The sequence below is a fragment of the Paenibacillus solani genome (genome assembly GCF_001277345.1).
GTDB lineage: Bacteria > Bacillota > Bacilli > Paenibacillales > Paenibacillaceae > Paenibacillus_AQ > Paenibacillus_AQ solani.
Genome location: NZ_LIUT01000008.1, coordinates 124155 through 137461, shown reverse-complemented (window position 1 = coordinate 137461; position 13307 = coordinate 124155). Strand labels below are relative to the sequence as shown.

Below are 13307 nucleotides of genomic sequence, written 5' to 3'. Positions count from 1 at the left end.
GACGAAACGGGCTTTTATTGTTATAGTGCATGCGCGAAAAATATCCACAACGAGAACCCCATACCGAATATCCCCCCTACTTTGCACATAAAGAAATAGAAATCGCTAGGCTCCGGATTAACGATCATCCAATTTGAAGACGAAATATGAAACAAAAAGCGTTGAAAGGCTTCATAACGAAATCCGCACCAGGCGTAAATCAGCATTCCAAGCGCCAATAGGAAAAATCCGATACTGCCGTTTTGAACATGAAACCACGCATCGGCTGCCACAACAAGCTCTGAGGGATCATAACGAGGTTGCGCAGGATCTGAGACATCATCTTGTCCTATCCCCCCGCTAATGATTCTGAAGCCGGGCAGCACCCTCTCCCCCTTTTCATCATAGGTGAGAAATCCCTTGTCCCCAAACGGCTTTACAAGGTAGGTTTTGCCTTCAGGAAAAATGACTTCATATGAAGCCCGCTGCCCTGAATCGACTCCACGTGGCCGAATGTCAAACACTTCACCAGAAATCACAACGCGCTTAACATCTTCCCCAGTCTGAACATAAATGGGCTCTCCGCGGTTAAGAAAAGCTCTGTATTCGAGCCTTCCCTGTCCCAAATCGGCATATTGGGTGTATTTGATGCCCTCCACATAGAACACTTTCTTCGAATAATAGGCTTGCGCCCAAACGGTGACCAGAACGAGTACGGCAATCAGAGCGAACAGCAACCCTATGGTTCTCCATGACAAGGCCTTCCCTTCTGTCCGCATCCACCATTCCCCCGTTTCGAGTTTTCTTATAATACGGACCCGTTCTAGGAAGGTTGCAGCATAACATATCGGTTGTGCTGTGAATTCATTATTCGGTCTCAGTCCTAATACGACTTTAACGATCTGGACCCTGCTGACGATCGTTTTCCTGATCGTACTGATATCTAAATATTGGCCTCTTATTAACATCTTCTTCATCGTACGCCCTGCTCCACCATGTGTGGTTCAGCATACTTGGATGGCTGGTGGCCCGTATGGGATTGCTAGGAAAATTGTATAAGATTCGGCCGGTAACATTGCATCCAAAAAAGTCCTCCATTTGGAAGCCGACCGGCTCCAAAGGAGAACTATCCACAGCTCATATTTAGCTTCAGCCGATGAATCGGCTGCTAGAACATTCAACCAAAAGTTATGAACAGCTGGTGAGGGAAGAAAAATCTGCTGGCGAATCGGACAACCTGTGAATAGTTTTTCTCGTAATAAGACCAACGATGTCGAATGTCGAACAAATTATAAACAATATATAGTGGTGTGAATAATAATTATGCACAACGTATTGAATTTGTGGATAAATTAGCGACATACATTGAAAATAAGGCCTTCTTTTGCTATGATGATATTACTTTTGGTTGTGAATATGTGAATGATGTTATAAAATTATCAACAGGCTGTGGATAAAGTTGTGAACAATTTCAATTTATCCATATTTTTTTGTTTCCACAGGCGTGAGTTCTGGGGATAATTTAGACACCATTCATTTTTTTTCGACATTCCACACATGGCTCTAGCCACATTTGGAAGATTTAAAGGAGTGACAGTTTTGGAAAGCCATACTTCCGAATTATGGCAAGAAATTTTATCGATCATACAAACCAAGCTGAGTAAACCGAGTTTTGACACTTGGTTCAAAGCTACCAAGGCATTGACCATCAACGATCACTCCGTCGTCATTTCCGCACCGACCACGTTTGCTGTGGAATGGCTGGAGAGCCGATACACCAAGCTGGTTAGCGCAACGGTATTGGAAGTGGTGGGCAAGCAGGTTGATGTGCGCTTCGTGATTGAGGAGGCGAAAGGACAAGAACCTGCTCCGCAGCAGCCATCGCCGCCGCTTGAAATATCCGGGGAAGAAATTCAATCCCATATGCTGAATCCCAAGTACACATTCGACACGTTTGTCATTGGTTCAGGCAACCGTTTTGCCCATGCCGCCTCACTCGCTGTCGCCGAAGCACCGGCTAAAGCGTATAACCCATTATTCTTATATGGTGGAGTAGGGCTTGGAAAAACGCACTTGATGCATGCCATCGGTCACTACATTTTGGAACACAATCCCAGCAGCAAAGTCGTGTACATTTCCTCCGAGAAATTCACCAACGAGTTCATCAATTCCATCCGGGACAACCGCGCGGAAAGCTTCCGCAACAAGTACCGCAGCGTCGATATTCTGCTGATTGACGATATTCAGTTCTTGGCAGGCAAGGAGTCAACGCAGGAAGAGTTCTTCCATACGTTTAATGCCCTGCACGAAGAACGAAAGCAGATTATTATTTCCAGTGACCGTCCTCCCAAGGAGATACCAACGCTGGAGGAACGGCTGCGTTCCCGGTTCGAATGGGGTTTGATCACCGATATTCAACCGCCGGATCTGGAGACAAGGATCGCCATCCTTCGCAAGAAGGCCAAGGCCGAGAATCTCGACATCCCGAACGAAGCCATGATGTATATCGCCAATCAGATCGATACGAATATTCGTGAGCTCGAAGGTGCCCTTATCCGTGTCGTCGCTTATTCCTCCCTGACCAATCAGGACGTTACAACACATTTGGCAGCCGAAGCCCTGAAGGATATCATCCCGTCCAGCCGGCCGAGAATCATTACGATTCAGGATATCCAGCAGAAAGTCGGCGAGTATTACAATCTGAGATTGGAAGACTTCAAAGCCCGCAAACGGACCAAGGCCGTCGCGTTTCCGCGGCAAATTGCCATGTATTTATCCCGCGAATTAACCGATTACTCCCTGCCCAAGATCGGAGAGGCATTCGGAGGCCGGGATCATACTACGGTCATTCATGCTCATGAGAAGATCACCCAATCATTGAAAAATGACCAAGAGCTTTTCAAAGTGGTCAATAATCTTACAGAAAAAATCAAAAATCCAACCTGAACAAGTTCAAAGCCTATGCACAATCTATACACATGTGGATAGGCTTAATTTTATGCCTTTTCAGGGGCTTATCCACATATTCAGTGCCCCTATTACTATTACTATAAATAATTAATAAATAATTTAACCATAAAGAGGGGCATCCTCTTGGCATTCGCCAAGTGAACAAACCCCCTCTCATTTTTCCGTAAGGAGTGAAATTGATGAAAATCAGCATATTAAAAAATGTATTGAACGAATCCATCCAACACGTATCGAAGGCGATCTCCAGTCGAACCACCATTCCGATCCTCAGCGGCATTAAACTGGATGTCACGTATTCGGGTGTCACATTGACAGCAAGCGATACTGATATTTCCATTCAATCGTTTATTCCTGCGGAAGATGAGAAGCATACCATTGTTCAGGTAGAACAGCCCGGCAGTGTTGTCCTTCCGGCAAAGTTCTTCGTTGAAATCATCAAGAAGCTTCCTTCCCAAGAAATTCAGATGGAGGTTAAAGAGAACTTCCAGACCTTTATTTCTTCAGGAGCTACAGAAATCCAAATGGTCGGCTTGGATCCCGAAGAATTTCCGGTATTGCCGAATATCGAAGACAGCCAAACCGTTTCATTGCCAGGAGATCTGCTGAAAAACATGATCAAGCAAACCGTGTTCTCCATCTCCACCCATGAAACAACACCTATACTGACAGGGGTTTTGTGGAGTCTAAACGACAATGAACTGAAATTTACCGCTACGGACCGCCATCGTCTGGCTACCCGCTCTGCGCAGCTTGACAATACGCAGGATGTCTCGTTCAACAATGTGGTCATTGCCGGTAAAACGCTGAATGAGCTGAGCAAAATCATTCCGGACCAAAATACGCTGGTTGATATCGTTGTCGCGGATAATCAGGTATTATTTAAAATCGATCGTGTTCTGTTCTATTCCCGTATATTGGACGGCATTTATCCCGATACTTCTAGAATTATTCCAACAACGCATAAAACAGAACTCGTTTTGGACACAAAAAAACTAAGCGAGTCGATCGACCGCGCCTACCTGCTCTCCAAAGAGGAGAAAACGAATATTGTTCTCCTGCAAACGATGGAGCATGGCGGCATTGAGATTTCTTCCAGCTCCTCCGAGCTAGGTAAAGTGCGTGAAGAATTGGATCTGATCGATTTCAAAGGGGAATCGCTGCGTATCTCGTTTAACTCAAAATATATGCTGGATGTGCTGAAGGTGGTTGAAAGCGAACAGCTGATGATTGCATTCATGGGCGTTATGAGCCCGATCATCCTGAAACCGCTCGATGACAGCAAGAGCCAATATATTATTCTGCCGTACCGTACGGCCAATTAAAGTTATCCCCATGTTGATAGGGATGAAAGGATGAAGTCATGAAACAAATATTTATCCACAGTGAATATATCAAGCTAGATCAGTTCTTGAAGCTTTCAGATTGCGTATCCACAGGTGGAATGGCGAAGGCACTGCTGCAAGAAGGAGCGGTTCTGGTCAATGACGAGAGGGAAGAGCGTCGGGGACGCAAGCTGGTTCCTGGCGATATCGTGAAGGTGGAGGACTGCGGGACGTTTCAGGTAGCAGCCCAATAGACAGCCTCCCGCAGCCGCTTTGGCGCTAAGCGCGGAAGACGAGGGAGAGGATAAGCTTGTTTGTCAAAAATGTCAGTCTGCAGCATTATCGAAACTATGAGAATCTGCAGCTTGAGTCGTTTGGCGATGTCAATTTGATTATTGGCCGCAATGCCCAGGGCAAGACGAATCTGATGGAGGCGCTCTTCGTGCTCGCTTTAACGAAGAGCCACCGGACCTCCAAGGATCGCGAATTGATTGGCTTCGATCGAACCAGTGCCTATATATCAGCTGAGATCGACCGCAAGTATGGCGCACTAAAACTGGAGCTAAGCTTGTCTCAACAGGGGAAGAAGGCTAAAATCAATGGACTTGAGCAGCGTAAACTTAGCGATTTTATCGGTTCGCTCAATGTCGTGATGTTTGCGCCAGAGGATCTGGAGATTGTCAAAGGGACGCCGGGGGTTCGCCGCCGGTTTCTTGACATGGAGATCGGGCAGGTAGCGCCAAGCTATCTGTTTCACCTGCAGCAATACCAAAAGGTGCTTGTGCAGCGCAACAATCTGCTGAAGCAGCTATGGGGGAAAGGCAGCACCGAATTAGCGATGCTGGACATATGGAACAGCCAATTGGTAGAGCATGGTGTTAAAATCGTCAAGAAGAGGAAACAATTTATAAAAAAACTGCAAAAATGGGCCGAAGGCATCCATCAGGGGATCACCAACGGCCTGGAACAGCTCTCTTTACACTACCTTCCGTCCTTTGCGGAAGCGGAGGAAGAAGATGAAGCTGTCTTATTTGAGACATTTATGATAAAATTATCACAAATGAAAGAGCAAGAAATACGGCGTGGTATGACATTGGCAGGTCCTCATCGAGATGATCTGGCTTTTTATATTAATGGCAAAGAAGTTCAAACGTATGGGTCCCAAGGTCAGCAGCGGACAACGGCGCTATCTTTGAAACTGGCTGAAATCGAGCTGATACAGGAAGAGATCGGTGAATATCCGGTGCTGCTTCTGGATGATGTGCTCTCTGAATTAGATCCGTACCGACAGACACAGTTGATCGAAACATTCCAGAGCAAAGTGCAGACATTCATCACGGCGACGGGCATTGAGAGTTTGAATACCGACAAATTGAAGGGTGCCAGCATTTTTCATGTCCATGACGGACAGGTGGGCTCTTAAGGAGTGAATCCATAATGTATATACACTTGGGCGGAGAAAAGATCATCCGTTCCTCAGAGCTGGTGGGGATTTTCGATATTTCGATTGAGAAGTCTTCAAAAATCTCCAAACAGTTCGTCACGCATGCCCAGCAGCATAAAGTCGTGGAGTTGATAGGGGAAGAGGATCCCAAATCGATCGTGGTGACGAAATCCATCGTGTATTATTCTCCAATCTCCTCTGCAACGCTTAAGAAGCGAGCAAATCATTTTGTAGCTCAGGCATAAACAGAATCTGTAGAAGTAGGTGAACGCATGTCTATGAATCAACCGACATATGATGAGAATCAGATTCAGGTACTGGAAGGATTGGAAGCCGTTCGTAAGCGTCCGGGGATGTATATCGGTTCTACCAGTACCAAGGGTTTGCATCATTTGGTATGGGAAGTTGTGGACAATAGTATTGACGAAGCGATGGCGGGAATATGCGACCATATTGAGATCATTGTCCATCAGGATAACAGTATAACCGTTGTCGATAACGGCCGCGGAATACCAGTAGGCGAGAACACCAAGCTTAAGAAATCAACACTGGAAGTGGTTATGACCGTTCTGCATGCCGGCGGTAAATTCGGCGGCGGCGGTTATAAAGTATCCGGTGGTCTGCATGGCGTCGGTGTTTCGGTTGTTAATGCGCTGTCTGCCAAAGTTGTAGTTGAAGTCCGTCGTGACGGACATATTTATCAGCAGGAATATCACCGTGGAGTTCCCCAGTATGACATCAAAATCATTGGCGATTCCGACGATCACGGCACAACGGTAACCTTCCTGCCAGATCCGGAAATCTTTACGGAAACGACGGAGTATGATTACACCACGCTGCTCACGCGGATTCGTGAGCTGGCGTTTCTGAACAAGGGCATAGCCCTTACATTGACGGATGAACGTACAGGGGCCTCCGACTATTTTAAATACGAGGGCGGCATCATCGAATACGTTAAGTTCCTGAATGAGAAGAAGGAAGCATTGCATGAAGACCCGATCTATGTCGAGGGTTCCCGCGATAATATTCAGGTTGAAGTATCGCTTCAGTATAACGATAGCTATACCGAGAATATCTATTCCTTTGCCAACAACATCAACACACATGAAGGTGGAACGCATGAATCCGGCTTTAAGAGTGCGCTCACTCGGATTATTAACGACTATGCCCGCAAAACGGGAATGATCAAAGATAATAGCAACAATCTGTCGGGTGACGATGTGCGTGAAGGCTTGACGGCCATTATCTCCGTTAAGGTACCGGAGCCGCAGTTCGAAGGCCAGACCAAAACCAAGCTCGGCAACAGTGAAGTCCGCGGTATTGTGGAATCCCTGTTCGCTGAGAAGCTGCAGGAATTCCTGCAGGAGAATCCGTCGGTTTCTCGCCGCATTCTGGAAAAAGCACTCCAGGCATCGCGTGCTCGTGAAGCTGCGCGTAAAGCCCGCGAGATGACGCGCCGGAAGAGTGCACTTGAGGTCAGCGCTCTGCCAGGTAAACTGGCGGATTGCTCCTCCAAGGATGCCTCCATCAGTGAATTGTACATCGTCGAAGGTGACTCTGCCGGCGGTTCTGCCAAGCAGGGACGCGACCGGCATTTCCAGGCTATTTTGCCGCTTAGAGGTAAGATCCTTAACGTGGAGAAGGCACGGCTTGACCGTATTCTCTCCAACGCGGAGATCCGGGCGATCATCACGGCTCTGGGCACGGGAATTGCTGAAGATTTCGACTTGTCCAAGGCACGTTATCACAAAATTATTATCATGACCGATGCCGATGTGGACGGCGCGCATATTCGGACCTTGCTGCTGACGTTCTTCTATCGTTACATGCGCAAGCTGGTAGAAGCGGGATATATCTATATTGCTCAGCCGCCGCTCTTTAAGGTCGAGCGCAATAAAGTGGTCCGTTATGCTGGCAGTGAGAGAGAGCGCGACGAGATCATCAAGGAATTCGGCGAGAATGTCAAAATCAATGTGCAGCGCTACAAAGGTCTCGGCGAGATGAATGCCGGGCAGTTGTGGGAGACAACCATGGATCCGGAGAGCCGGACGATGCTTCAAGTGACCATTGAAGACGCCATCCTGGCTGATACGTTGTTTGATACCCTTATGGGTGACAATGTAGAGCCAAGACGTGACTTTATCCAGGAGCATGCGAAGTCGGTCCGCAATCTAGATGTGTAATGAATTAGAGTAAAGCCAAGCAGGGAGCATTCCTAGGCCTGAGAAGGCCTCAGGGATGCCCCTTTATTTTTTTGCGGCAAATGCTGTAGATATGAGCTCTCATCGTCTGAAAGGAATGTGGCCCGGGTCGGGCTAACCTGTTTTTTTGGCCTTTTTCTTGCTGGACAGATTGCGTCCATAAGCGGAGGCATATTTTTTTACCTGTTTATAGATGTTCGGATCTTTGAAGAATTTCTTGAATGGGAACAGGGCAGGTTTGGTATTTACCTCCAGGATCCAGATGCTCCAGCGTTCGTCAATCGCTACATCCAGGCCAATTTCCTTCAGATTGGGGTACGACTTTTGCAGCTGGGCTGCAACATGTACTCCCAGCGTATTTAATTCTTTACGAATGTCTTCGGCTTCCTGTGCCGTCATATGCTCCAGCATGAGTGGTTTATAGTGTTTAACTGTGCCACCGCTGTGGTGATTCGTAATAATTTTATCTTTGGCTGCCACCCGGCCGATAATCCCGGTGCTCACCCACTGACCGGAGGGGCTTTTCTGAGTTAATACCCGAAGATCAAAGGGACGACCCATATAATGCAGCAAATGAATACCTTGCTGGATCAGAAATTGCTGATCATGGAATAAAGCGCTCAGTGTTTTATGGAGGCTCTCGAGTGAGGTAAACACTCGGGTTTCTTGCTCATAACGGAGTTTGTAGGAAGCAGCAGGGGTTTCTGTAGGATCGGTAGTTGGAGGATGGAACTGCTCGACCGACATAACGCCGATGCCGTAGGTCCCTCGATCAGGCTTAATATACACAAGCGTATAGGTGCTAAGCATGTCTTGCAGCGCTTCAAACGTATACTCGCGAGTTGGAGGAACATAAGAGGCGAGGCCTTTATTTTTCAGTAGAATTTTTGTTTTCGCCCATTTGCTTGCAACGCGTTGAATAGTCAACCATTTTCATCCTTTCCAGCGGTATGATGTGAATGACAGGGAGATCCCTGTCTCGTAGCACCAATCCATGTGGTTCCGGTGGATTCGAAAGATTCGGGTACACTCTGACATGAGAGGCTGTGCCCCGAAAACATAGGACAAGTATGACAAACAGTGGTATAATATAAAGATGTGATGATTCGAAAAACTCTTGCAATGCATTGTATGTGAAAAGGGGCACGGAGGACAGGGCGTATGTCCCGGTTTCCGGGCAAAAATCATGCTTTCACTCATACTTGCCGTGTTTAATTGTGCGCGGTTTGTGAAAGTAATATAATAAAGGTTAGTGCGTTTTTAGGTTTCTGATCACTATTCTGCTTTTTTCACATAGATCAAGGCATGGTTGATAGGAAAATGAAGGAGGTCCAGCATGGCGGAAGAAAATTTCTCCCAAATCAAAGATCGTGACATTGGTACCGAGATGCGCGAGTCCTTTATGGACTACGCGATGAGCATCATTGTCAGCCGGGCTTTGCCGGATGTACGGGACGGAATGAAGCCAGTACACCGTCGTATTTTATATGCGATGTCTGAACTTGGAATGGCCCCGGATAAACCGCATAAGAAATCGGCAAGAATTGTTGGCGAGGTTATCGGTAAGTACCATCCTCATGGTGATTCCGCAGTTTATGAATCTATGGTTCGGATGGCGCAGGACTTCTCCATGCGTTATATGCTTGTTGATGGACACGGAAACTTCGGTTCCATTGACGGTGATATGGCAGCGGCTATGCGTTATACCGAGGCTCGTTTATCTAAGATTGCTATGGAAATGCTGCGTGATATTAATAAAGAGACTGTAGACTTTGCTCCTAACTATGACGGTGAGGAACAGGAACCGGTCGTTCTTCCTGCGCGTTATCCTAACTTGCTGGTTAACGGCGTTTCCGGGATCGCGGTAGGGATGGCGACCAATATTCCGCCACACAATCTGGGTGAGGTCATTGATGGAGTTCAGGCAATGATCCGCAATCCCGACATCACACCGATGGAGCTGATGGAATATATTCAAGGCCCGGATTTCCCGACAGCGGGATATATTCTGGGACGTGAAGGGATTCGCCAGGCTTATCGTACAGGCCGTGGATCTGTCACGATGCGGGCGAAGGCAACGATTGAAGAGAACAACAACAAAGCGCGCATCGTCGTTCACGAGATTCCGTATCAGGTGAACAAGGCTCGTTTGGTTGAGAAGATCGCAGAACTGGTTCGCGATAAGCGGATTGATGGCATTACGGATCTCCGCGACGAGTCGGACCGTAACGGTATGCGGATTGTTATTGAGCTGCGCCGGGACGTCAATCCGAATGTCGTTCTGAATAACCTGTACAAACATACGGCCATGCAGTCTAATTTCGGTATTAACATGCTGGCCATCGTAAACAATGAGCCGAAAATTTTGAACCTGCGTGACGTGCTGTTCCACTATTTGGAGCATCAGGTCGTCGTTATCCGTCGCCGGACCGAATTTGAACTGAAGAAGGCGGAAGCTCGGGCTCATATTCTCGAAGGTTTGCGGATTGCGCTGGATCATCTCGATGAGGTTATTGCCCTCATTCGCGCGTCACAGACCACAGAGGCTGCTCGCGAAGGCTTGATGGAGCGTTTCGGTCTCAGTCATGAGCAGGCACAGGCCATTCTGGATATGCGCCTGCAGCGCCTGACCGGACTCGAACGAGAGAAGATCGAGAACGAATACCAGGAATTGCTTGCCAGAATCGCGGAACTTCGTGAGATCTTGGCTAATGAGCATCTTGTGCTGCAGATCATCAATGATGAGCTTCAAGAGATCAAGGAGCGCTTCGCGGATGAGCGCCGCACTGAAATTACGGTCGGGGAAGACAGCATCCTCGATGAGGATCTGATTCCGCGCGAGGAAGTGATTATCACCATTTCGCATACGGGTTACATCAAGCGTCTGCCTGCGAACACCTATCGCAGCCAGAAGCGTGGTGGACGCGGCGTGGTGGGGATGGATACGAAGAGCGAGGACTTTGTCGAGCATCTCTTCGTCACGAACTCACACCATTATCTCATGTTCTTTACGGACAAAGGGAAAGCGTACCGGTTGAAAGCCTATGAGATTCCAGAGCTCAGTCGTACGGCCCGCGGCACGCCGATTATCAACCTGATTCAGATTGAACAGGGTGAATCGATCAACGCCGTGATTCCGGTAGAGAATTTTGACAGCGATAATTTCCTGTTCTTTGCCACACGCCAGGGTGTCGTGAAGAAGACTCCGCTTGAGGATTATGTAAATATCCGCAAGGGTGGTCTGATTGCGATTAATCTGCGCGAGGACGATTCCCTGATCGAAGTGAAGCTGACAGACGGTCAGCAAGAGATCATTGTGGGAACGGCCCAAGGCATGTCTATCCGCTTCAAGGAGAGCGATGTCCGCTCCATGGGTAGAAGCGCGACAGGAGTAAAAGGGATTACGCTGGATGATAATGATGAAGTGATCGGGATGGATGTGGTCGATCAAGAACTCGATATCCTGATTGTAACCACCAAAGGCTATGGCAAGCGGACGCCTGCTAGCGACTACCGGAGCCAGACCCGCGGCGGTAAAGGGATTAAGACCATTAATATCACCGAGAAGAACGGGCCTGTCGTGGCGCTGAAGGTCGTGAAGTCGGAAGAGGATCTGATGATCATTACGGCTAGCGGCACGATCATCCGTACGAGCATGGAAGGTATTTCTACCATGGGCCGCTATGCTCAAGGCGTCAAGCTGATCAACATCCGTGAGGATGATTCCGTAGGTACTGTGTGCCGGGCGGATAAGAGTGATGAGCCGGAAGCGGATGAAGAGGAAGAAGGCCAGGAGGGCGTAGACTCGATAGAGTCGACAGAGCCAATCGAGCCAACGGAAGAATAGGGAAGTTAAAGAAGGGCATGGATGATGATTTTCATCCATGCCCTATTTTTGTTTCACTCAGATCTCAGATTACAAATTCAGGGAAATGGTATTGTACAGGCTGACAAAGTCGAACTATAATATGTATATTACAAGAGAGCTTGCTGTCTTAGTACAGCCTATAGATGGAGAGGGTTGATCATGACGATCAAAGCCGTGAATGAAATGGAGGCCGGTGTGAGGTTGGCCAAAGATGTGCGAACGTCTCTTGGAGGCCTTTTGTTCCAAAAAGGGAAGGTCTTACTTCCGCGCGATCTGGAAGTGCTGAAAGCGTTCATGGTCGAACATGTTGCAATAGAAGTCGTTGAAGCAGACAGTACGAGAATACCGACTATAAAATCTGCCGGCGAGAAGCCATCGCTTATTTTTGCGGGGAGTCAACAAGGAAGTGGGAGCGAAGAGGTCCCTGCCCGAAAAGACTTAGCCCTGCACGAAGAATACGATAAAACTATGATCTTGATTAAGAACTGTTATCAATCTGCCATAACAGGCGAGCTTCGAATGTATGAGGTTCGCAATCAACTGAATAGATTGTTAGAGCACCAACAAGAGTATCATGTTCTTAAATTTAATCCCCGTATGACGAATCGCCACGATTATCGTTACCATAATGCAGTGCTGTGTGCTCTGTCTTCTTATAAGCTGGCGCAGTGGGTGGGACTTCCGCAGAAGGATTGGATGCAGGTGGCTTTTGCCGGACTGCTTCATGATATCGGTAATGCCAAGATCGATCCGATTCTGCTAAACAAACCTTCCAAACTGACAGAAGAAGAGAATGAAGAGGTACGTCAGCATACGACCTATGGTTACCAGATACTTAAGAATGTGGCGGCAGTCAATGAAGGCGTTCGTCTTGCGGCTCTGCAGCATCATGAGAAGGTAGACGGTTCAGGGTATCCGTTGCGACTGGAAGGGAACAAAATCCACATTTACGCCAAGATCGTCGCCATTACGGATATATTTCATGCCATGACACTGGACAAGTTCTATCGCAGTGCCCAGTCCCCTTATGTGGTATTGGAACAGATTCAGTTAGAGGCTTTTGGCAAACTGGACCCCAAGATTGTTCAGACTTTCATCCAGAAAGTGACGGCCCTGCACTCAGGTACACAGGTGCGATTAAATAACGGCACTTCAGGGGAGATTATATTTACCGACAGCCAGCATCCAACCAGGCCGATGGTGTCTGTACAAGGTGAGATCATCAATTTAATGCAGCAACGACAACTATATATAGAAGAAGTCATTTCTTAATTCAAAAAAAGGATTGACTTAAGTTAGATAGCTGTGATATATTATTTCTTGTCGCTTCTTGGAGGCGAATATATCACAGCTTTCAATTAAAAAATAGTTTTTGAAAAAAAGCTTGCTAAGTAATTGATAGTGTGTTATATTATAAGAGTTGCTGATGCGAACGAGATTCGCCGACAACGAAGAAGTTGATCTTTGAAAACTGAACAACGAGTGAGTAAAACGGACCGCTTAGGCGGGACGTTGAAATAGAG

General features: G+C 47.4%; 11 protein-coding genes. 9 read left to right on the top strand and 2 right to left on the bottom strand.

From position 1 onward, the window contains the following. Nucleotides 1-20: 20 nt before the first annotated feature. Nucleotides 21-956: a DUF6199 family natural product biosynthesis protein gene (locus AM231_RS24725; protein ID WP_242615301.1), complete on the bottom strand. Its 936-nt coding sequence runs from the start codon at nucleotides 954-956 to the stop codon at nucleotides 21-23. Between the two features lie 333 nt (nucleotides 957-1289). On the opposite strand from AM231_RS24725, the gene AM231_RS29735 reads away from it, so the two are divergent. The 7 genes from AM231_RS29735 (at nucleotide 1290) to gyrB (ending at nucleotide 7898) form a co-directional block, all read left to right on the top strand. Continuing rightward, a complete protein-coding gene (locus tag AM231_RS29735; protein WP_207383686.1) occupies nucleotides 1290-1436 on the top strand; it encodes a hypothetical protein in 147 nt (48 codons plus the stop codon). A gap of 142 nt (nucleotides 1437-1578) precedes the next feature. Continuing rightward, nucleotides 1579-2925 carry a chromosomal replication initiator protein DnaA gene (dnaA, locus tag AM231_RS24720; RefSeq protein ID WP_053490739.1) on the top strand — a complete coding sequence of 449 codons (1347 nt, stop codon included), beginning with the start codon at nucleotides 1579-1581 and terminating at the stop codon, nucleotides 2923-2925. 203 nt (nucleotides 2926-3128) lie between these two features. Continuing rightward, the gene (gene dnaN, locus AM231_RS24715; protein WP_054405032.1) at nucleotides 3129-4271 is read left to right on the top strand and encodes a DNA polymerase III subunit beta; all 1143 of its coding nucleotides are present in this window, start codon (nucleotides 3129-3131) and stop codon (nucleotides 4269-4271) included. Nucleotides 4272-4309: 38 nt separating this feature from the next. Beyond that, nucleotides 4310-4525, top strand: coding sequence for a S4 domain-containing protein YaaA (gene yaaA, locus AM231_RS24710; protein WP_053490737.1), 216 nt, complete (start codon nucleotides 4310-4312; stop codon nucleotides 4523-4525). Nucleotides 4526-4581: 56 nt separating this feature from the next. Beyond that, entirely contained in the window at nucleotides 4582-5694 is a 1113-nt protein-coding gene (recF, locus tag AM231_RS24705; RefSeq protein WP_053490736.1) for a DNA replication/repair protein RecF, read from the top strand. 14 nt (nucleotides 5695-5708) lie between these two features. Continuing rightward, nucleotides 5709-5960 (top strand): extracellular matrix regulator RemB, encoded by a 252-nt coding sequence (gene remB / locus AM231_RS24700; protein WP_007129241.1) that lies wholly within the window; start codon nucleotides 5709-5711, stop codon nucleotides 5958-5960. 27 nt (nucleotides 5961-5987) lie between these two features. Then, nucleotides 5988-7898: a DNA topoisomerase (ATP-hydrolyzing) subunit B gene (gene gyrB / locus AM231_RS24695; protein WP_054405030.1), complete on the top strand. Its 1911-nt coding sequence runs from the start codon at nucleotides 5988-5990 to the stop codon at nucleotides 7896-7898. A 132-nt stretch (nucleotides 7899-8030) separates the two neighbouring features. On the opposite strand, the gene AM231_RS24690 is transcribed toward gyrB, so the two are convergent. Further along, nucleotides 8031-8843 (bottom strand): YheC/YheD family protein, encoded by an 813-nt coding sequence (locus AM231_RS24690; RefSeq protein WP_054405027.1) that lies wholly within the window; start codon nucleotides 8841-8843, stop codon nucleotides 8031-8033. 409 nt (nucleotides 8844-9252) lie between these two features. On the opposite strand from AM231_RS24690, the gene gyrA reads away from it, so the two are divergent. Further along, on the top strand, nucleotides 9253-11763 hold the full coding sequence (gyrA, locus tag AM231_RS24685) for a DNA gyrase subunit A (protein WP_054405025.1): 2511 nt from the start codon (nucleotides 9253-9255) through the stop codon (nucleotides 11761-11763). Nucleotides 11764-11943: 180 nt separating this feature from the next. Beyond that, nucleotides 11944-13056, top strand: a complete 1113-nt coding sequence (locus AM231_RS24680) for an HD-GYP domain-containing protein (protein WP_053490732.1) — start codon at nucleotides 11944-11946, stop codon at nucleotides 13054-13056. The last annotated feature ends 251 nt before the right edge of the window (nucleotides 13057-13307 follow it).

Coding starts and splice junctions, on each gene's coding strand:
- AM231_RS24725 (WP_242615301.1), bottom strand. CDS start 956: ATGAAGAAGATGTTAATAAGAGGCCAATATTTAGATATCAGTACGATC.
- dnaN (WP_054405032.1), top strand. CDS start 3,129: ATGAAAATCAGCATATTAAAAAATGTATTGAACGAATCCATCCAACAC.
- yaaA (WP_053490737.1), top strand. CDS start 4,310: ATGAAACAAATATTTATCCACAGTGAATATATCAAGCTAGATCAGTTC.
- remB (WP_007129241.1), top strand. CDS start 5,709: ATGTATATACACTTGGGCGGAGAAAAGATCATCCGTTCCTCAGAGCTG.
- gyrB (WP_054405030.1), top strand. CDS start 5,988: ATGTCTATGAATCAACCGACATATGATGAGAATCAGATTCAGGTACTG.
- gyrA (WP_054405025.1), top strand. CDS start 9,253: ATGGCGGAAGAAAATTTCTCCCAAATCAAAGATCGTGACATTGGTACC.
- AM231_RS24680 (WP_053490732.1), top strand. CDS start 11,944: ATGACGATCAAAGCCGTGAATGAAATGGAGGCCGGTGTGAGGTTGGCC.